The sequence below is a fragment of the Virgibacillus kimchii genome, assembly GCF_055379185.1.
This window is the reverse complement of record NZ_AP043951.1, coordinates 1,222,773-1,240,808: the sequence shown is the minus strand read 5'-3', so window position 1 is coordinate 1,240,808 and position 18,036 is coordinate 1,222,773. Positions and strand designations below refer to the sequence as shown.

Sequence of the window (18,036 nt, the reverse complement as noted above, 5' to 3'; positions counted from 1 at the left end):
AGAGCAGTAAATCAAAAAGTGACGAGAAAGTGACCAACACTATAAAATATTATCGAATACGCTGGCACTTTCTTTATGTTGATCTTCTTCCAGGTGCGAATACAAATCCAGTGTAATGCCTATATTAGCATGTCCTAGCCGTTCTTGTATGATTTTAAAGTTAACACCCTTCTTAACCATTAAAGACGCACAGGAGTGTCTTAATTGATGAAATGAGATGTTTTTTAACCCATGTCTTTTTTTGATTTTATCCCATTCATTCCTTAAGGTATTTAGATGGGTAGGATAACCATCTTCTTTCACAAATAAAAGATTGATCATTTTTCCTTTGTCATCATAAATACCTTTCCATGCATCTCCCATTTGCATTCTAACAGCTTTAAAATCAGTGTGGTAAGTTTTTAACTCTTTCATAAACTCTTTTGGAAAATAGACGGTACGTGGTTTTTTATTTTTAACTGGTGCAAGATAAAACTGTTTTTTATTTTTATCGTATCGCAATTGTTTATCAATATAAATTGCACTGTTTTCATAGTCAATTGATTCTTCTCTAACGCCTAATATTTCACCACGTCTTAATCCGCCAATCGCAGCTAATTTAATCATAATACGGTGTTTTGGATAACAATTTTCCAGCACCTTAAACAAATGATTCAATTCATCTTCATTGTAAAAATCAACTTTTCGTTTTTCCCTTTTCGGTTCTTTAATTCCGGTTGTAGGATTGTTATTTATTACGTCCCATTCAAAAGCTTTAGCGAAAATACTTTTAATCAATAAATATTTGTTGGGAATAAGCGGTTTATTAGAAGCTTGTTCCTCTGCCAAGTATTCCACAATATGATATTTTTTAATATCTTTCATTTTCATCTTTTTGAAATGATCAAGTACACCGCAATCATTTAACAGGTATTCATAGGATTCTTTACTGGTAAGAGTGAGATTAACATCAACATGATTTTTTAACCATCTTTTTACGAATCCCTCAAAAGTAATATTGTCGATAGGTTCATCTTTTTCATTAAAACATTTAATTTCAAAATCCCTTATCTGTTTATTGAGGTTTCTCTGACTGGTAGCAGTGATTGTTTTTGTTCTTCTTATCCTTTTTCCACGTTCATCATATCCAAGCTCTACATAGATTTTAAACTTTCCAAAACCTAAATCTTCATAACTTGCCATTGTTTTTTCCTCCCTCAATCTTCAAACCACTTAATAACTCCTAGTGGTTCAAAAGAAATAATATAATCATCAAAATTGACAGTAGCACCAAATTTTTCTTTATACCTTTCTAAAGCGGAATCCAAAAATGATTCAGTAATCCCTAAGTGATCAGCGAACTCATACTTACTTTCAATGTATAATTCATGCGCTTGTATGATTTTTTCAAGAGGAACTAATTTTTCATATGCCCATGATCGCGCCTTTTTTTCTTGTTTCCTGTTATTTAAATTAGTTTGATCAATGATATCTCCAGCAGAAGTATAATGGTGACCAAGTTCTTCAGCAAGAGTACTAGCTTTTTCTTTAGATGTTTCAATGTACTTATTAATCCAAATTACATTATCACTATATAAACCCTTATTTCTTGGCAACATTGGTATTTCATAGATGTCAATGCCCTGTTGTTGAGCCTCCTTCAAAAGATTTTCATATGGCATTTAATCACTCCTGTTGTTTTCTTTTCATTCTTACGAATTCTTTAAATCGCTCTATTTCTTCTAGTTCTTCCTCAGTCCAATCCTCGCCTTCATGGTGAGCTGCTATTGTATGTACATCATTGATATTATATTTTTCTTTGAGTTTTTCTAAAATCCTTTCACCATATTCCATGAAATAATAAAGATCAATTGATTCTACAGTACCATGATCAAAGTGATTAATTTGAACTGTCTCAACGCCGTCATTGTCTTTAATATCTATTTCGAAATCATTATCTGCAAATAGTGCAATGAGATCGTCTAGGGTCTCGGCTTTTTTAAATTCACCTAACTCTTCATCAAATCCAGTAAGGTAATCAAGAGACACCTTAAAATAATCTGCTACTTTTTTAACATTTTCTAATTTTGGGGATGAGTTATCCCAACGTCTAATTTGTCCATTTGATATTCCTATTTTTCGTTCTAGCTCAGCAAAAGTGATATTTTTCTCATCACAAAGCATTTTTATTTTCTTCACTAAACTCACTTCCATCAACCTTTCGTGAGCTTATGTCAAAATACGTATTAGCAAAAAAGCTAATTTATTGTTGACAAATAGCAAGTACGCTAATATACTATGATCATAAGCTATTTTAATAGCTAAAAAAGAGTATAAAAAATACGACCTAATTTAAAACATTTTAAACGCTGGGGAGCTGAAAAAATGTTGATGTTTAAGGCTTTTTAAAGTCTTATTTAGCTATGCTCTTATAATAGCATTTAAGCTAATAACGGTCAATATATATTTAATAAATTAGCTATTAAAATAGCTTAAATTAGAAAAGGGGGTGTCACTATGTCGCAAGAATTAGGAGCAAAAGTACGTTCAGAATTGTTTAAGAAAAATATGAAGCATGGTGAGCTTGCAGAAATGCTAGGAATATCCGGTGCTTATTTATCAGATATTTTAAATGGAAAAAGAACAGGTCCAAAAGCTCAAGAACATGTGCAGCATATCCGGAAGATTCTAGGTATTTGAAGGAGGGATCCAAATGAGAAACGTCAGAGGTGCAAAAGCCTTGTCTGAATATCTTGAATCCGTGGGAGCACCTATGAGCGAATCAACGATATTCAATTTACTAAGACAAGGCAAAATTCCTCATCAACGTCCATCTCCAAGGATATTGATTTTTAACTTAGATGCGATTGATGAATGGTTAGGGATAGGTGGTGAAACAGAATGACAAATGAAGAACTGCAAGCTTACCGTGATCGGTTTGCTGAAATCCTTAAATGTGAAGAACCGATCCGGACTAATCGGCTTACAAACTTAATGAACGATCTGGAGTGGACTTATCATATCCCGACATTAGGTAACCCGGATTATGAAAAGAGGCATCCGGAAGTGATGAAACTTTACCGGGCTGTTAGCGTGAAAAGAAAATTTTAAAATTTGTAAAGCATTCAGAGGATGAATTTGGACCACACACAATCGAATACGGAACTGTTAGTGAGAGTGCCTTGAATCGTATTTTGGATACTGCTGAAGAACATGAAAAAGTTGAATTTAAGGAGGTGAACTAGTTGCCACTTAAAGATCATTATCTTCCTGAGGATTACGAAATGCTCACAGATAACCTGGAGCGCTTGCACAAGACATTTACCAAAGCGCTGGTTTGCGCGACAAACGCAGAATTCAGCAGTAAAGACGACATCCTGCAATCAGTAAATGAATCGCTAACATTGCTCATGACTTTAAACGCGAAAAAGATGCAAAGGGATGAACTAGAAAAAGAAGGTTATCTGAGGAGGAATTACTTTTAATGTTTTATGTAGCTGTAATCGCATTAGCAATAATCGCGGTACTTTGGATGGAGTATGAATGGTAGGAGGTGAGTCAATTGAAACAAGAGAGTTTCTTAGGTGCTTTAATTATCTGTTCAGTTTTATTCATCATCACAATATAAAAAGGCAGCTATTGCAGTAGCCACCCAAAGAAAAACTTTTATCGGATTCATTATAACACAAGGCAGGTGAGTATTTAAGTGTCAGTTTGGACAATGCGGGATGGAACAAAAGTTGCCATTAAAGATATGTCAACAAGCCACATTGTAAACTCCATGAAAATGTTGGAAAGAAACGTTATGCATATAAAAATGCAATATGGAAGTAGAGCCTTGTCATTTGTAAATGGAGATATGGCAACTATGGCTGCTGAAGATTATGTTACTGAAATGTACGAGATGCCGGATATTGAATTTTTACGAGAGCACACGGATTATAAATCGCTTGAAATAGAGTTGGAGATGCGCAGTGAGTATTAAGTTATTTCCACACCAGGAACGAGTATTAAACGACACGTATCATCATGACAGAGTGGCTTACTATTTGGACATGGGTCTCGGAAAAACATTTGTTGGTTCAGAAAAAATGTGGGAACTGAATACGCCATTCAATCTATTAATCTGCCAAAAGTCAAAAATAGGTGATTGGTATAACCATTTTAAAGAACATTATGTAGAGTACGAAATAATTATTTTCGACAAGCAGTCATTCGATAAAGTTCCTGAAGACAGCATTTTAATTATTAATTATGAAAAAGCCTGGAGAAGGACGGAACTTAAAAAGTTAAATAATTTCACGCTTATGTTGGACGAGTCATCACAGATAAAAAATGAAAAGTCTAAGCAAAGTAAATTTATCCTTGGACTGGATCCTGAGCATGTCATTTTATTATCCGGTACTCCAACAGGTGGAAAGTATGAAGAATTGTGGTCACAGCTCCATTTACTCGGTTGGAAGATTGATAAGAAAACATTTTACAGGCATTATGTCGTTCGAGAATGGGATGATCTCAACCAGCAATATAAGATCGTCGGTTATAAAAATGTGGATAGGTTAAAGCGGAAGCTGCGAAAATATGGTGCGGTATTTATGAAAACAGATGAAGTATTTGATTTACCGGCAACCAATGATATACCAGTTAAAATCTCATCTACCAAAGAATACATGGAATTTGCCAAACACAGCATTGTTGAAATTGGTGATGAATTACTTGTGGGCGATACAGCACCAACTAAAAAATTGTATATGCGGCAGCTTGCTGGTGTCTATAATCAGCACAAATTAAATTACGTCAAGGATCTTATTGACAGTACCAATGACCGGATCATCATTTTTTATAACTACACCAAAGAGTATGAAACATTGAAAGGTTTAACGGATAAACCGGTTTCCACAGTCAATGGGGCGTTGAAAGATTTAACTGCATATGAAGAGCAGGAAAACAGTATAACGCTTATTCAGTACCAGGCAGGGGCTATGGGTCTTAATCTACAAAAAGCCAATAAGATAGTCTATTTTACGCTTTCTGACAGCAGTGAATTATTCGAGCAAAGTAAGAAGCGGATCCACCGGATAGGGCAAGAAAGACCAGTATTTTATTACTATCTATTAACTGCCGGTTCCATTGAATGGCGAATGAAAGAGGTTTTAGAGATGCGGAAAGATTACACGGATGAACTATTTGAAGAGGAGGAGATGTGATTGAACGTATGGATAGTGGTTGAGACAAAAACGTCTACTTCAATGAATGAATTGGAACATATGTCATATGAAAATAAGTCAGATGCACTAGCACAAGCAGTTGATGTTGCAAATGGTTCAAATGGATTTGGTGACGATGTCAAGTTGCAATCTGTCTATAAGATTGATTTGACTTTTAAAACGGTGGAAGAATTGCAGATTACAATTACTGATGGAAGATTCGACTTAACCAAGAAGGAGGACAAGTAAATGACTAACGAAATAACACCATTTGAAAATAAACATTTAGCGGTAATGGCAGAAATAGCTGCTATGGATAAACACCAAAAAGAACTTGCAACTAAAACCAAGGAACTTAAAGCAGAACTGGAAAAGGCAATGGATGAACACGACATTAAGTCTATTGACAATAAATTTTTAAAGATTACCAGGGTGGCTGCTAGTCAATCTAGGTCCATTGATCTTAAAAAGTTGAAAGAAAAAGAGCCTTCTTTACACGGCGAGCTATTGGAAGATTATCCAAAAGTCACGAATAGAAAAGCTCATGTGAAATTCACGGTGAAGTAAACGATTAAGATCATCGGGGAGAAGTCAGGAAAAGTTTATGCAATGGGTGAGACAAGAGCAGAATGTTTCCGTTATTTAAATAAGAAATATCCGTATAAAGATAGGAAAGTTTATCCTGAAAGGTTGTGGGTGGTGAGCGGATGAAAGAAGCAGCATTTCAAAAGAAAGTAATTGCTTTTCTTAAAGAAAAAGATGTTTGGCACTTAAAGTACTGGGCGGGCGCTCAATATACCAAACAAGGTGTTCCTGACATATTGGCTTGCATTGATGGCACCTTTCACGGCATTGAATTAAAAACGGATGTTGGTAAAGCTACTAAATTGCAAATCTATAACATTCGTAAAATAAAAGATTCCGGTGGTGAAGCGTATATTTTGAGACCGAAAGATTTTGACGATTGGAAAGAGAGGTGGTTCAGTGTCTGATAAAAAGAGAGTCATTATCACCGTTGGGAATGTCCGTATAAAGGAATACGATAGCATGAATGTCACGGTTGAAAGGTATGAAGATGTGTTTATACCTACTTTAAAACGAAAGGACAAGAGATGGGCATTTAAGGCTTATCAGAGCAACTTGTTATCAGCCATGTTGTACATCCATAGGAATGAATTGCTTATTGATAAGGATAAAATAACTGATTTAAATACTCATTTGGAGCAGGTTAAAAAATCTAATGCTGAATTGCTGGAAGCGGTGAGGGAATGACATGCAATTATTGTACGCCTGACAAACATGGGAAAAGAATGCCGCTAGATATATACACATTTCCATTAAAGAATCACAGTGTAAAAAAAGTAAAGAGAAACACTTTAAAAATATATCGAAAACGCAATAAAAAGAAGAATTATTTTATCGGGAGTTCTTCTTTTGACATGTCGGAAGATGGAAAAGCCATGTATAGAAACAATGGATTAACCTTTAAACGAGAAATTAATTATTGCCCAATGTGCGGCCGGAATTTAAGGCAGGTGATTAAATGACCCAATACTCTTATTCACGTGTTTCACTATTTGAAGATTGTCCATACCATTTTAAATTACGTTATATTGACAAACTGGCCGAAATACCAAAACTGGATGCAGATAATCCGTTAATCATTGGTAACGCGCTTCATAAAGGCATTGAAACAGATGTAGAAACAGCATTGGAAGAGTATTATAACTCGTTCCCGGTTCTCACAAATGCGATTATCCATGAAGCTATGAAACTGGAAATCTTAATACCTAAAGTGAAAGATTATCTGGCTGATAACTTTATCGGATTTGATTATATCCATGAGTATTACATTGATAAGAAAAAATACCGGGGATATGTTGACCTGATACTCAGTACTCCAAACGGTGAATGCATGGTAATTGATTTTAAATACAGCAACAACATTAAAAATTACCTTGAATCCGGACAGCTTCATATTTATAAGCATTACCTGGAGCAAGATGGATTTGATGTTAAACGAATGGGATTTCTGTTCGTTCCTAAAACAAATATTAAGCAGAAAGATACAGAGGATCTATTTCATTTCCGGAAACGGTTAGTTGATACCGTAGAGGAATCAGAAGTTAAATTGGTACCAATTGAATATGACGAAATGGAGGTTGTTTATTTTCATAACAGCATTAAGAAAATAGAGTCAGCAAAAGAGTATCCAAAAAACGTGAGCGGCAATTGCTTCAGCTGCAATCCACGGTTTGCACCAAATTACTTGGATGCAATACAAAATGAAAAAGGAGATGTTGAGATGGCACTACCGAAAAATGAACGCAGGGAAAGAAAGATTGATACACATCCGGATTTTTGGATTTATGGTGATAGTTATGTTGGAAAGAGTACTTTTGTTGACCAGCTTGAAAACGTCCTGTTTTTAAATACTGATGGAAACACGGATAACACCACTGCACCTGTTCAACCAATTAAAAATGAGGTTAAAAAAGAGGGACGTCGGACAAACGTAACATTGGCTTGGGAAGTATTCTTGGATACTATTAATGATTTAGAAACTGAAGAGAACGATTATGAAGCTGTAGCGATAGATTTGGTCGAAGATTTGTATGAGCATTGCAGAGTTTATGTCTTTGAAAAAAATAATTGGGAGCACGAAAGTGATGGCGGCTTCGGTAAGGGATGGTCAAAAGTTACCACTGAATGGCAAAGAGCTATTAAAAGATTGAAAGCACTTGGCTATCAGGTTGGTTATGTAAGTAAAGAAAAGGTTGAAGAAATTAGTTTAAAAGGTGGTTCCAAGCGTACAACTTTCAAGCCAAATATCAATGATAAAGTTGCCAACTTCTTAACCGGTACAGTGGATCTAACAATGAGAGCATTCACCAATTCAGATGATGAAAGGTTTCTGCAGCTGGCAAAGAAAAATAATGTATTTGGTGGAGGTAGATTCCAGTTTGAGGTTGAAACGATTCCCCTTGAAATGGAAGCATTCATTGAAGAATTGACAATTGCCCAAGAAGGTAAAGTCACAAAAAAGAAAGAAAAGCCGGCACCAGTTAAAGAGGACAAGCCAAAACGTGAACGTAAGAAGCGTGATCCGGAGCCGGAAGATACTGAACAGGAAGAGACACCGGAGGAAGATAAGGAAGAAAAGCCTAAAAAACGTACTCGTAAGTCAGCTGATAAATCAGAGGAAAAACCAAAAAAGCAGCGTAAAGAACGTAAGGCAGTAGATGATACTCCTCCAGGTGAAACTGATGATGAGGCTGATGATAAGGAAGAAGAGGAGAAGCCTAAGCGTACTCGCAGACGTAGAACTCGTGTTAAAAGCGGTGAGTAATTAAATTAAAAAAGGAGATTGATTAATTATGTCAAAACGTGAACTGAACACTAAGGAGCAGCACTATGCAGATACTCGGAAAGAAGCAGAAGATATTGTAGCTGAAGCAAAGGAGGACATGCACCTTACTTCTTGGAAAATTAGTGAAAAGCATAATAAATATGGTCAGTATTTCGTTATTGATTTGCAGTTCACCTTTAATACACCAAAAGAAATCATGGAGGTTGATGTATAAAATGGCAAAATTCGATTGGAGTAAGTTTGATAAAAACGTAGATGTTGAAGCACTTCAGGAAGATGTTCAAGAAGTAGAAGAAAACGGATTTGGGGACTTTAAAGAAGTCCCGGAAGGTCAATATGAAGTGTCCGTTGAAAAGATGGAAATGGTTGAATCCAAAAAAGGAGACCCAATGCTCTCAATTTGGTTCAAAATCCTTGAAGGCGATTATGAAGGACAGCTTATCTTTTATAACAAAGTAATGCAACCGCAAAATGATCGTGCCTTTGGTCTTCAGGTACACCAAAATAATGAAATGCTTAGATCACTTTGGGATTGTGAGAAGGATGACGTTAAGTTTACCGGTTTTGCAGATTATGCTGATTTGGTACTGGACATCCATGAGGACATAGACGGTGCATTTGAATATCTTCTTGAAAAAGGTACTAATAAAGATGGATATGATACGCATGAAATTTTAGAAATCTATGAAGTTGAATAATTGAATAAGGGGCGGTCGTACGGCTGCCCTTTAAATTTAAGAAGGTGTTCATATGTTGGATTTTGTTTACTATATAATTCGTGATTCAGAAGGTTTTCATTATGGTTGTGCATTTGACTTAAACACGGCTAATGATTATGCAGCATATTTGGATAAAAAATATAAATGGACTTCTTTCAATATTGAAAGAAATGAAGTTAGAAATGATCATATGCAATTAATGTTGTTCTAGGGGATAGGAGCATGAAAAAGATAAATGGAATTTTAATGAGTGAAGATGAATGTTACCAGGAACATTATAGATTAATTTACCATGCTTTAAGACCATTTTTATATGGTGATACAGGTGTAGATCCGGAGGACTTAATTTCTGAAGGAAAGATTGGTTTCATAAAAGCCTATAGAAATTTTGATGATTCTTTGGGATATAAATTTTCTTCCTATGCAATAAGGATCATTAAATTTGAGGCAATGCGATATATACGTGATAAAGGTAAATCAGTTAAGCATCCAAGGACGGCTATAGAGCTTGCTAATAGGATAAACGCTGCAGGTTTGGAAGAGTTTTCGTTAAAAGATATAGCAGTCAAATTCAATACATCGGAGAAAGATGTGGAAATAGCATTAGAAACTATGAAAGTGGTTGATTCTCTTAATGCTTCAGTTTTCCAAGACAGTGAAAAGGTAACTATGTTAGATCAGCTAGGCAATGAGGAAGATTTCACGGCGGTATATGTAAAAGATTTTTTGGAATCATTGAACGGTGATGAAAGACAGATTATAAATATGAGGCTGGAAGACCGTACACAACGTGAAATTGGAAATGCAGTCGGTGTCTCGCAAATACAAATAAGTAGGAAATTAAAGAGCATAGGAGAGAAGTATTTGGAATACGTGGTGTAGACGAAAAATTTGACATAAATAGGGAGGTTAAACAATGTCTTCTAAAGAAAAACCGTCAATGACCATTTTACCGGAACACATATCTAAATTAAACAGTCGCACCAAAATAATAAATGATATTAATGATGAACGTTCCCGGCAGAATTACAAATGGGGTGAACAGCATCATTCTTATGATACCTGGTACACCATTTTAGGTGAAGAGTTTGGGGAAGTTGCCCAAGCTATTCAAACAGACAAGCATTGGGGTAAGAATAGTGATAAATCAAATTTATATAAAGAATTAATACAGGTTGCGGCGGTGTCCGTTGCCATTGCCGAGCAGGTTTTGCAAGATGAGTAAACGTAAGCGTAAATGGTTCCTTCTTTATCGTGACCATGTTTGGTTATACGAACCGTTAAGGAAGTATGAATTAAATGCTAAAAAGCGCAGAGGGTGGAAGGTGATTAAGTGATGGGATGGGACGGTCTTTCTAATAATAAATTGGAATCAATAGCAAAAGCAGGTTTTGAGATTGCTAAAGCAATTAATAGATTAGCAGAAACTCAAGAAGAGGATAATGAAGAAACTGAATCCCAAAGAAAAATAGGATTCATTGATCGGGAGTGAATACAATGAAGCGTAAGCTGAAAGACGTTCGTAAAGGTGATTTCATAAATCTTTTTCAACACGGAGAACCGCCAAGGCATAAAAAGACTATTCCATTCAAAGTAATGCATATCGAATTTAGGGATAAACAAGTACTTGATTTAGTTATGATTAATTCGACAGGAAGAAAGAAGCATTTTGGTTTTTTGGATTGGGAAATGGAAGTGTCAATAGCTAATCAATTTGAATTCGGTTTTTGCCCTACTTGCGGACAAGAAATTAAGGAGTGATACCATTTGCTCTTTTATGAAGATTATAAAGTATATATGAATGGAGATTATCCTGCAGTATATAAAGATGGAGAGAATTGTCACATTCACCGACTTGAATGGGAAAAATTTAATGGTAAGATTCCAAACGGTTATGTCATTCATCATAAAGATGAGAACAAGCTTAATTGGTCGATAGATAACCTTGAACTATTAACACGTGGTGAACACGTTAAAAAACACAAGGATGTAGTGAAACGCCCTGGGGTTGAGGTTATAGCAAGAAAGTGTGGTCAAATAATAGTATTCAACAGTATTAAAGAGGCCGCTAGGTTTTGTGGAACATACACTTCTTGCATACAAAAGATTTTCAAAGGTAAGCAACATACAGCTAATGGATGGTCTTTTGAAAGAGGGTGTTCATAATTTTATTCTACGATTTTGAAGTATTCCATGATGACTGGCTTGTATTAATCATAGATGCGACTACTAAAAAAGAACACATTTTCCATAATGATGAACAGGGTTTAATAGATTTTTATAATCTCCATCGTAATGATATTTGGATAGGCTACAATTCCCGGCATTATGACCAGTATATTTTAAAAGCGATTATTTGCGGCTTTACTCCACAGGAAATTAACCATTGGATCATAGTTAAACGGAAACAAGGATGGAAATTTTATAAAGATTTTTGGAAAATACAGCTTTTCAACTTTGACATTATGACAAATAAATTCCGGTCATTAAAGCAGCTGGAAGGTTTTATGGGTCACGATATCAGAGAGACTTCAGTTTCTTTTGATACAATGCGGAAATTAACGGATGAAGAGATCCAGGAGGTAATTAAATATTGCCGACATGATGTGCAGGAAACTATGCATATTTTTGCTGAAAACGTTGACGAATTTACTTCACAGATGGAACTCTTGAAAATGTTTAAGCTGCCAAAAAGAAATATTTCTAAAACAAAAGCACAGCTGTCAGCTGTCATTTTGGAAGCAAGGCAGCCAAAGATACCACGGATGGATGAGTTTGATTACACTTTCCCAGATACATTACAGATTAATAAATACACTGATGTACTCGATTTCTATGAACATGCTAGATCAGTTCCGGAACCATATTCATTATTTCATGATACGGAAATAGCCGGGGTGCCGCACATTTTCGCATGGGGTGGGCTGCATGGTGCAAGAAATAATTATTTCGGTGAAGGTGATTATTTATTAATTGATGTGGCCAGTTATTACCCGGCCTTAATGATCGAATACGATTATTTAAGCCGCAATGTTAAAAACCCAGCAAAGTTTAAAGAAATTCGTGACACCAGGCTTAAATATAAAGCTGCCAAAGATAAACGCCAGGCACCTTTGAAAATAGTTATTAATGGTACATATGGAGCCATGAAAGATAAATACAATGGCCTGTATGATCCACTTCAAGCAAACAACGTATGCATAGGCGGCATGACTTTACTTCTTGATTTGATAGAAAAATTGGAGCCATATTGCACATTGATACAAAGTAATACTGATGGTGTCCTGGTCAAATTGCATCATCCGGATGACTATTATCTCATTGATGATATTTGTTACGAGTGGGAACAGCGAACAAGGATGGAATTAGAGTTTGAAGAATATACAAAAGTCATTCAGAAAGACGTTAACAATTATATATTGGTTGCAGCAGATGGCAGTTATGAGTCGAAAGGTGCTTATGTTAAAAAATTAAATCCATTAGATAATGATCTTCCAATAGTAAATGAAGCTGTAGTTAATTACTTCATTAAAGATATTGATCCAGCAGATACAATATTTAATTGCACTGAATTAGTAAAGTTTCAAAAGATAGTCAAAATATCCAATAAATATGAATATGCCAGGTATGGCAGGAAAAGAATGACTGAAAGTGTATTCCGGGTTTTTGCTTCAGTAGATGAGAATGATGGTGAATTACTAAAAGTCAGGGATGGATCTGCAAGCAAAATCGGATACACACCAGATAGATGTTTCATTGAAAATAATGATGTGAACGGAATGGAAGTACCGACTAAATTAGACTACTGGTGGTATCTTGATTTAGCGAATAAACGGATTAATGATTTTTTAGGGGAGGAAAATTAAAGATGAATGATACAAACGTGATGATTAAATTCATTGATAACGATATTCCATCTAGGTTCTACGAATCTAATATTAAGATTTTCAAAAGTAACTTGTTTCATGATAGACCGATAATCATTATTAGCGAAAATAAAACAATTTATATAAATAGAGATACAGTTGAATATATAGAGATTCTCGATAAAGAGGAGTGAATAAGCAATGAAAATAACTGTAAATGAACAGGTGCAGCGTTTTTATTTAGCATATGAAAAGAAGTGGAAACCTGTTGTTGGTCATGAAATCCAAGTGGGTAAATATCGGTTTTGTGTTATTCCAAAAGACGACATGATAAATGTTTCTGAGGTAACAAGCGGTACCAAAGTGTATGATTTTTATATTAATTTTAACATTTCAATGCAAACGGAAACCAAAGAAGATGCCATTAAATATTTTAATAAAATTGGTGAATCTCTTAAACGGCTTATTAATAAACAAAAAGATTTTGATAAGGTGCTGGAAGAATCAAAGAAAGTGGCTATTAAACGATTGGGGGAAATGCCGGAAATAGAGGATGTGAAGGTTTATGAATAATCACTGGAATGAAGTTATGGAGTTAGCAGAAAAACACGGGTTTATCGTACAGGCATACGGCGGTGTAGCTACTATTGCTACCCATGAAGTACAAAAAGAACATTATGGTGAAGAAAAATATAGAGAAATACAGGAAATGAATTCGAGGGGCGATTCCAAATGAACAAAAAAGATTTTGATGAAATATGGAAACCTGTTTCTAACGTAATTGCAAATACGCGTATGGATTATGCTGAAGCAGTAACAATTGGTGGTCAGTTTGGAGAGTTGATAAGTGAGATTAAGAGATTGCGAAAACGTGTGAAGGAATTGGAGTACGCTGCCAAGTACAACGGAGAACTGAATGAATTTCTACAAAAGAGAAAGTTACCACCAAATACGCTGGGCAGGCATGTTGTTGATGTCGTTATTGAATTCGTTGAGGAATTGGAAAGAGAAAACCGCAATTTAATCGAGGAAACCGGATATTTAGAGCAGCAAGTTGATGAACTGGCAGAAGGATTAAAGACATTGGAGGAATCGGAATGAGTAAATGGGATTGCCTAAAATGCAATTGGTCAGGAAACGAGCCAAAGACAGTGGATCCATTCAAAGACGGAGGCTGGAAAGAATGCCCTGAATGTCGAAATTACGCGACACTACGATTTAATCATCCTGAGAACCATTAAATTAACATTCCTCACCACACCAAAGAAAGTAGGTGATTAAAATATATAAAGGTTACCTAAAAGGATACGGAAAACATGCTGCTTCCAAATTTAAAGATGGTACAAAACTATTAGCCTATCATACGGCACGTAAGCATGATTCGTTTGTCGGTATTTTGGAAGATAACTATATCATGGTCGACATTGACGATATAGAAGAGGCAGAAATATTAATGGATATTGTAGAGGACAAGGACATTCAATGTTCTGTCCTCGAAACCACTAATGGCATGCATTTTTACTTTAAAGGTTACGATTTAACTGCTAATAAAATTAAATGGTACTCCAATATAGGATTGTACGCTGATTATAAGCTAGGCGTTAAGAATACGGCCGATCCACTAAAAATAGATGGCGTTACCCGTAAATGGATACGAAAAGCAAAAGAGCATGAGCCTTTACCCGTTTGGCTTTATCCATACAGTAAGAAAAATCCGTCACTCAATGATTTGGCCGAAGGTGACGGCCGGAACGATAAATTATTTACGTACATCTTAAAAATGCAATCGCAAGGAATGGCCAAAAACGATATTAAAGAGACCATTTCCATTATTAATAATTATGTTTTGGAGGAGCCGGTTTCCAATTCAGAGTTAAATGTCATTCTACGTGATGAAGCATTTATGAAGGAATCATTTTTTATCAAAGGAAACTTCCAGCATGAAAAATTCGGTGACTTTTTAATTAATGAGCATCATATTTGTAAAATCGCGAACGTGTTACATATATACCAGGACGGTGTATATTCGGACGATCAGGAAGATATTGAAGCAATGATGATTAGACATATTCCCAATTTAAAAAGAATGCAACGTCAAGAAGTACTCGCTTACCTACAGCTGAAAGCCCAAAATAAAAATTTCTCATCCGCCAAATATATCCCGGTGCAAAACGGAGTATTTAATTTAGAGACTTGGCAGCTGCAGGACTTCTCACCGGAAATCATAACAAGAAATAAAATACCTGTTGCTTATATACCCGATTCTTATTATGAAGTAACAGATAAAACATTAAATAAAATCGCTGTTCAGGATAAGAAAATACGGGCCATTTTGGAAGAAATATTGGGTTACATTTTATTTAGACGTAATGAATTTGCTGCAACATTTATATTGACCGGTGACGGTAGCAACGGAAAATCATCCTATTTAAAAATCATTAGGAAATTAGCCGGCAGGGATAATGTAGCTTCACTCGATTTAAAAGAACTGGACCAGCGTTTTAAAACAGCTGAATTGTTCGGGAAGCTGGTTAATATCGGAGACGATATTTCAAAAGGTTATATCAAAGAATCATCCGTATTTAAAAAGCTATCTACCGGTGAAGCGTTAAACGTAGAAAGAAAAGGTAAGGATCCATTTGATTTTACAAACTATGCAAAGTTGATTTTCAGTGCAAACGAAATGCCGCGCATTAATGATTTTAGTGATGGTTTAGGTAGACGACTTCAGATAGTACCTTTTAAAGCTAAGTTCAGCCCTGATGATAGCGATTATGACCCTTTTATTACTGATAAGCTATTAAGTGATGAGTCAATGCAATATGTCCTAAACTTGGCTTTAAAATCATTAAACAGGCTGCTTAAAAATAATAAATTTACACAATCAAGAGCGGTTCAGTCCGAAATGGAAAAATATCAAGAAGAAAATAATCCGATCATTAGTTTCATTAATAATGAGGATGTGGAGCTGGAAAGACAAGTAGTTAAAGACATTTATGATATGTACCGGCTTTATTGTTCAGATAATGGTTATCAAGCTGTAAGTAATGTTAGTTTTGGTAAACAGGTACGCAATCTTTACGGTTACATTTCAAAAGTGCAGCGAGTAGATGGTGAAAATAAACGAATTTTTATAAAAAAGGAAGCTGATTAAGAATGAGTAAATTTAAAAATCGCCTTCCCAAAAATGGTCATGAAAATAAAAGCTTGACCATTTTTGGTCAAAAAGAGGGGTATTTGACCAGTTTTTGGTCACGAAAAATCTTAAATTTCCCTAATAAATGGTAAAAAATCGCCCTTGTAACAGGTTTATCTGTTACACGTAACAGGTTTCTGTTACACCTTAAAGTCAGTAGTGACAAGGGATTAGAGGACGTGTAACAGATGTAACAGATAAAACTACTTTCTTTTAAAATATATAGTAAAAAAATTTTTTATATAGATATATATAAGAAAATAAGGGGGTTTATCTGTTACAAACACCTATAAAAAGCGACTCAAACCCTTGATATGACTGGCTGTAACAGGTGTAACAGATTGTAGCAGATTGTAACAGATTTTTCCCTAAAGGCAGGTGAAGCATGTTGTATGAATGGCTGCTAAATTATCAAAAGTTAGAACAAGAAATTGATTATATCGAATTTGAATTGAACCGTAATAAAAAAGAATTAAAAAGATGGACTTACGGAGATCTCCAGGACGTACGATTAAATGAAAAATCCATTGCTTCAGGATTAGAAGAAAAGATATTCGAAATTGAATATGAACTTGCACATAAGATGAATGATTTATATGATGCTAAAAAGTTAATTAGTACGTTCAAAGGATTAGAAAATAAAATTTTATATTATAAATATGTAGATGGATTGACGCTCTCTGAAGTAGCCGACACTTTAGGATATACCTCAGGACACATTTATAATAAACATGCTGAGATAATGAGAAAGATAGACTTCGCATATCAGATTAACTTAACTTAAAATGAACCGATAGAATCTATTGAAAATCTATTTTATAGTAGTAGCATAGAAAATTTCATATACGAATTGGTTAATCTTAGCCCTATAAAAGTCTAAATAATAGTAAAAATCGTAGGGTTAAAGAATGGATATATTATATAGGCACACCACCAACTTCGCTTCTGTTATAATGAAAAATTCACTATATTAAGGTTTAACTAATTCTAGGTTTGTGACGGCGGTGACCTCTGACCCATGTCCCATTTGACCTTGGATAAGGCTTAACGGGTACGGTCATTGGACCACGACGACGGGGAGAACAGGAGCACTTCCCAGGACGTCTTGCCATATTGACCACCTCCAATCTCAAAGAGATTAGAAGTGAGCGGTTGATGGGTGCCTATATTAATATATTCTACACATTTCTCCATTTTCCTTTTTGTGTTTTTTTCTTTTAATATTAGTGATTGCATAATCCTTCCAATTGCCTGATAATATAATCAAAAAGGGAGTTGGGGGATTATGTTACTTAACGAGTACAAAGATGTTTTTAAAGAAGTTGTTAGATTAGCTAAGAAGAGAAGACTTGATCACGTTCCGGTCTCAACATCATCTTTTGAAAAGAAGTCATTTGCATACTACTGGGTGAAGAAAGATGATGATGACAAAGAGAATTTAAAAAACTTCTTAAATGCTTTAGACTTTGAAACAATTAAAGTATTACAAACTCTTATGTACCTTGGCCGGGATAAAGATTTCCACGATAATTTAAGCAGAAGAGAAATTTACCGAAGAGAAAGAAATTATTTTGATAATGAGGTCGGATGGAAAACAAAAGAAATAGAAATCAATCAAATGGTTGAAAAGCTACCATTAGATGAATATTTAGAAGATGCATTCGAGGTTTTAAAGATTGAATTATAAACTCTATTGCTT

The 18,036-nt window shown here is 35.1% G+C and carries 29 protein-coding genes and 2 pseudogenes; 27 read left to right on the top strand and 4 right to left on the bottom strand.

Features of this window, described 5'->3' with window-relative positions; translation table 11 throughout:
* Positions 1–39: 39 nt before the first annotated feature.
* The 4 genes and pseudogenes from ACZ42C_RS06395 to ACZ42C_RS06380 form a co-directional block, all read right to left on the bottom strand.
* Positions 40–1,182, bottom strand: a complete 1,143-nt coding sequence (locus ACZ42C_RS06395) for a tyrosine-type recombinase/integrase (protein ID WP_461181784.1) — start codon at positions 1,180–1,182, stop codon at positions 40–42.
* A gap of 14 nt (positions 1,183–1,196) precedes the next feature.
* Positions 1,197–1,661, bottom strand: coding sequence for an ImmA/IrrE family metallo-endopeptidase (locus ACZ42C_RS06390; RefSeq protein ID WP_461181785.1), 465 nt, complete (start codon positions 1,659–1,661; stop codon positions 1,197–1,199).
* Between the two features lie 4 nt (positions 1,662–1,665).
* Positions 1,666–1,776: pseudogene (locus ACZ42C_RS06385) on the bottom strand (helix-turn-helix domain-containing protein); the annotation flags it as partial.
* 246 nt (positions 1,777–2,022) lie between these two features.
* Positions 2,023–2,163, bottom strand: a pseudogene (locus tag ACZ42C_RS06380) (helix-turn-helix domain-containing protein); the annotation flags it as partial.
* 333 nt (positions 2,164–2,496) lie between these two features.
* Here ACZ42C_RS06380 and ACZ42C_RS06375 point away from each other — a divergent pair.
* The 27 genes from ACZ42C_RS06375 (at position 2,497) to ACZ42C_RS06245 (ending at position 18,024) form a co-directional block, all read left to right on the top strand.
* The gene (locus ACZ42C_RS06375; RefSeq protein ID WP_461181786.1) at positions 2,497–2,679 is read left to right on the top strand and encodes a helix-turn-helix domain-containing protein; all 183 of its coding nucleotides are present in this window, start codon (positions 2,497–2,499) and stop codon (positions 2,677–2,679) included.
* A 13-nt stretch (positions 2,680–2,692) separates the two neighbouring features.
* Positions 2,693–2,884 (top strand): helix-turn-helix transcriptional regulator, encoded by a 192-nt coding sequence (locus ACZ42C_RS06370; protein WP_461181787.1) that lies wholly within the window; start codon positions 2,693–2,695, stop codon positions 2,882–2,884.
* Complete coding sequence (locus ACZ42C_RS06365) at positions 2,881–3,090, top strand: hypothetical protein (protein WP_461181788.1); 210 nt, start codon at positions 2,881–2,883, stop codon at positions 3,088–3,090. Before ACZ42C_RS06370 ends, ACZ42C_RS06365 begins: the two co-directional genes overlap by 4 nt.
* A 134-nt stretch (positions 3,091–3,224) precedes the next feature.
* Positions 3,225–3,464 carry a hypothetical protein gene (locus tag ACZ42C_RS06360; protein WP_461181789.1) on the top strand — a complete coding sequence of 80 codons (240 nt, stop codon included), beginning with the start codon at positions 3,225–3,227 and terminating at the stop codon, positions 3,462–3,464.
* 221 nt (positions 3,465–3,685) lie between these two features.
* Entirely contained in the window at positions 3,686–3,964 is a 279-nt protein-coding gene (locus ACZ42C_RS06355) for a hypothetical protein (protein ID WP_461181790.1), read from the top strand.
* Positions 3,960–5,186, top strand: a complete 1,227-nt coding sequence (locus ACZ42C_RS06350) for an SNF2-related protein (RefSeq protein WP_461181827.1) — start codon at positions 3,960–3,962, stop codon at positions 5,184–5,186. Before ACZ42C_RS06355 ends, ACZ42C_RS06350 begins: the two co-directional genes overlap by 5 nt.
* Positions 5,187–5,435, top strand: a complete 249-nt coding sequence (locus tag ACZ42C_RS06345; RefSeq protein ID WP_461181791.1) for a hypothetical protein — start codon at positions 5,187–5,189, stop codon at positions 5,433–5,435. It abuts the gene before it with no gap.
* On the top strand, positions 5,436–5,753 hold the full coding sequence (locus tag ACZ42C_RS06340) for a hypothetical protein (protein WP_461181792.1): 318 nt from the start codon (positions 5,436–5,438) through the stop codon (positions 5,751–5,753).
* Between the two features lie 140 nt (positions 5,754–5,893).
* On the top strand, positions 5,894–6,178 hold the full coding sequence (locus ACZ42C_RS06335; RefSeq protein WP_461181793.1) for a VRR-NUC domain-containing protein: 285 nt from the start codon (positions 5,894–5,896) through the stop codon (positions 6,176–6,178).
* The gene (locus tag ACZ42C_RS06330) at positions 6,171–6,458 is read left to right on the top strand and encodes a hypothetical protein (protein WP_461181794.1); all 288 of its coding nucleotides are present in this window, start codon (positions 6,171–6,173) and stop codon (positions 6,456–6,458) included. The genes ACZ42C_RS06335 and ACZ42C_RS06330 overlap by 8 nt, the downstream gene beginning before the upstream one ends.
* A 271-nt stretch (positions 6,459–6,729) precedes the next feature.
* Complete coding sequence (locus ACZ42C_RS06325; RefSeq protein ID WP_461181795.1) at positions 6,730–8,535, top strand: AAA family ATPase; 1,806 nt, start codon at positions 6,730–6,732, stop codon at positions 8,533–8,535.
* 28 nt (positions 8,536–8,563) lie between these two features.
* Positions 8,564–8,770, top strand: coding sequence for a hypothetical protein (locus ACZ42C_RS06320; protein ID WP_461181796.1), 207 nt, complete (start codon positions 8,564–8,566; stop codon positions 8,768–8,770).
* 1 nt (position 8,771) lies between these two features.
* Positions 8,772–9,254 (top strand): DUF669 domain-containing protein, encoded by a 483-nt coding sequence (locus ACZ42C_RS06315; RefSeq protein WP_461181797.1) that lies wholly within the window; start codon positions 8,772–8,774, stop codon positions 9,252–9,254.
* Positions 9,255–9,306: 52 nt separating this feature from the next.
* A complete protein-coding gene (locus tag ACZ42C_RS06310; RefSeq protein WP_461181798.1) occupies positions 9,307–9,486 on the top strand; it encodes a hypothetical protein in 180 nt (59 codons plus the stop codon).
* A gap of 11 nt (positions 9,487–9,497) precedes the next feature.
* The gene (locus ACZ42C_RS06305) at positions 9,498–10,157 is read left to right on the top strand and encodes a sigma-70 family RNA polymerase sigma factor (RefSeq protein WP_461181799.1); all 660 of its coding nucleotides are present in this window, start codon (positions 9,498–9,500) and stop codon (positions 10,155–10,157) included.
* Positions 10,158–10,191: 34 nt separating this feature from the next.
* Positions 10,192–10,500, top strand: coding sequence for a MazG-like family protein (locus tag ACZ42C_RS06300; protein ID WP_461181800.1), 309 nt, complete (start codon positions 10,192–10,194; stop codon positions 10,498–10,500).
* A 108-nt stretch (positions 10,501–10,608) separates the two neighbouring features.
* Entirely contained in the window at positions 10,609–10,767 is a 159-nt protein-coding gene (locus ACZ42C_RS06295) for a hypothetical protein (protein ID WP_461181801.1), read from the top strand.
* A gap of 5 nt (positions 10,768–10,772) precedes the next feature.
* A complete protein-coding gene (locus tag ACZ42C_RS06290; RefSeq protein WP_461181802.1) occupies positions 10,773–11,036 on the top strand; it encodes a hypothetical protein in 264 nt (87 codons plus the stop codon).
* A gap of 6 nt (positions 11,037–11,042) precedes the next feature.
* Positions 11,043–11,441, top strand: a complete 399-nt coding sequence (locus ACZ42C_RS06285) for an HNH endonuclease signature motif containing protein (protein WP_461181803.1) — start codon at positions 11,043–11,045, stop codon at positions 11,439–11,441.
* The gene (locus ACZ42C_RS06280) at positions 11,432–13,141 is read left to right on the top strand and encodes a hypothetical protein (protein ID WP_461181804.1); all 1,710 of its coding nucleotides are present in this window, start codon (positions 11,432–11,434) and stop codon (positions 13,139–13,141) included. The genes ACZ42C_RS06285 and ACZ42C_RS06280 overlap by 10 nt, the downstream gene beginning before the upstream one ends.
* 201 nt (positions 13,142–13,342) lie before the next feature.
* Positions 13,343–13,714 carry a hypothetical protein gene (locus tag ACZ42C_RS06275; protein ID WP_461181805.1) on the top strand — a complete coding sequence of 124 codons (372 nt, stop codon included), beginning with the start codon at positions 13,343–13,345 and terminating at the stop codon, positions 13,712–13,714.
* On the top strand, positions 13,707–13,877 hold the full coding sequence (locus ACZ42C_RS06270) for a hypothetical protein (RefSeq protein ID WP_461181806.1): 171 nt from the start codon (positions 13,707–13,709) through the stop codon (positions 13,875–13,877). Before ACZ42C_RS06275 ends, ACZ42C_RS06270 begins: the two co-directional genes overlap by 8 nt.
* Positions 13,874–14,242, top strand: a complete 369-nt coding sequence (locus tag ACZ42C_RS06265; RefSeq protein ID WP_461181807.1) for a hypothetical protein — start codon at positions 13,874–13,876, stop codon at positions 14,240–14,242. Before ACZ42C_RS06270 ends, ACZ42C_RS06265 begins: the two co-directional genes overlap by 4 nt.
* A gap of 181 nt (positions 14,243–14,423) precedes the next feature.
* Positions 14,424–16,295 carry a DNA primase family protein gene (locus ACZ42C_RS06260; protein ID WP_461181828.1) on the top strand — a complete coding sequence of 624 codons (1,872 nt, stop codon included), beginning with the start codon at positions 14,424–14,426 and terminating at the stop codon, positions 16,293–16,295.
* A gap of 2 nt (positions 16,296–16,297) precedes the next feature.
* On the top strand, positions 16,298–16,429 hold the full coding sequence (locus tag ACZ42C_RS06255; RefSeq protein WP_461181808.1) for a hypothetical protein: 132 nt from the start codon (positions 16,298–16,300) through the stop codon (positions 16,427–16,429).
* 296 nt (positions 16,430–16,725) lie between these two features.
* Positions 16,726–17,121 carry a hypothetical protein gene (locus tag ACZ42C_RS06250; RefSeq protein WP_461181829.1) on the top strand — a complete coding sequence of 132 codons (396 nt, stop codon included), beginning with the start codon at positions 16,726–16,728 and terminating at the stop codon, positions 17,119–17,121.
* Between the two features lie 501 nt (positions 17,122–17,622).
* Positions 17,623–18,024 carry a hypothetical protein gene (locus ACZ42C_RS06245; RefSeq protein ID WP_461181809.1) on the top strand — a complete coding sequence of 134 codons (402 nt, stop codon included), beginning with the start codon at positions 17,623–17,625 and terminating at the stop codon, positions 18,022–18,024.
* Positions 18,025–18,036 lie beyond the last annotated feature (12 nt).

Excerpts from the sequence above, each read along its gene's own strand:
- ACZ42C_RS06395 (WP_461181784.1), bottom strand. The coding sequence starts at position 1,182 with ATGGCAAGTTATGAAGATTTAGGTTTTGGAAAGTTTAAAATCTATGTA.
- ACZ42C_RS06390 (WP_461181785.1), bottom strand. The coding sequence starts at position 1,661 with ATGCCATATGAAAATCTTTTGAAGGAGGCTCAACAACAGGGCATTGAC.
- ACZ42C_RS06375 (WP_461181786.1), top strand. The coding sequence starts at position 2,497 with ATGTCGCAAGAATTAGGAGCAAAAGTACGTTCAGAATTGTTTAAGAAA.
- ACZ42C_RS06370 (WP_461181787.1), top strand. The coding sequence starts at position 2,693 with ATGAGAAACGTCAGAGGTGCAAAAGCCTTGTCTGAATATCTTGAATCC.
- ACZ42C_RS06365 (WP_461181788.1), top strand. The coding sequence starts at position 2,881 with ATGACAAATGAAGAACTGCAAGCTTACCGTGATCGGTTTGCTGAAATC.
- ACZ42C_RS06340 (WP_461181792.1), top strand. The coding sequence starts at position 5,436 with ATGACTAACGAAATAACACCATTTGAAAATAAACATTTAGCGGTAATG.
- ACZ42C_RS06335 (WP_461181793.1), top strand. The coding sequence starts at position 5,894 with ATGAAAGAAGCAGCATTTCAAAAGAAAGTAATTGCTTTTCTTAAAGAA.
- ACZ42C_RS06325 (WP_461181795.1), top strand. The coding sequence starts at position 6,730 with ATGACCCAATACTCTTATTCACGTGTTTCACTATTTGAAGATTGTCCA.
- ACZ42C_RS06320 (WP_461181796.1), top strand. The coding sequence starts at position 8,564 with ATGTCAAAACGTGAACTGAACACTAAGGAGCAGCACTATGCAGATACT.
- ACZ42C_RS06315 (WP_461181797.1), top strand. The coding sequence starts at position 8,772 with ATGGCAAAATTCGATTGGAGTAAGTTTGATAAAAACGTAGATGTTGAA.
- ACZ42C_RS06310 (WP_461181798.1), top strand. The coding sequence starts at position 9,307 with ATGTTGGATTTTGTTTACTATATAATTCGTGATTCAGAAGGTTTTCAT.
- ACZ42C_RS06305 (WP_461181799.1), top strand. The coding sequence starts at position 9,498 with ATGAAAAAGATAAATGGAATTTTAATGAGTGAAGATGAATGTTACCAG.
- ACZ42C_RS06300 (WP_461181800.1), top strand. The coding sequence starts at position 10,192 with ATGTCTTCTAAAGAAAAACCGTCAATGACCATTTTACCGGAACACATA.
- ACZ42C_RS06290 (WP_461181802.1), top strand. The coding sequence starts at position 10,773 with ATGAAGCGTAAGCTGAAAGACGTTCGTAAAGGTGATTTCATAAATCTT.
- ACZ42C_RS06275 (WP_461181805.1), top strand. The coding sequence starts at position 13,343 with ATGAAAATAACTGTAAATGAACAGGTGCAGCGTTTTTATTTAGCATAT.
- ACZ42C_RS06270 (WP_461181806.1), top strand. The coding sequence starts at position 13,707 with ATGAATAATCACTGGAATGAAGTTATGGAGTTAGCAGAAAAACACGGG.
- ACZ42C_RS06265 (WP_461181807.1), top strand. The coding sequence starts at position 13,874 with ATGAACAAAAAAGATTTTGATGAAATATGGAAACCTGTTTCTAACGTA.
- ACZ42C_RS06255 (WP_461181808.1), top strand. The coding sequence starts at position 16,298 with ATGAGTAAATTTAAAAATCGCCTTCCCAAAAATGGTCATGAAAATAAA.
- ACZ42C_RS06245 (WP_461181809.1), top strand. The coding sequence starts at position 17,623 with ATGTTACTTAACGAGTACAAAGATGTTTTTAAAGAAGTTGTTAGATTA.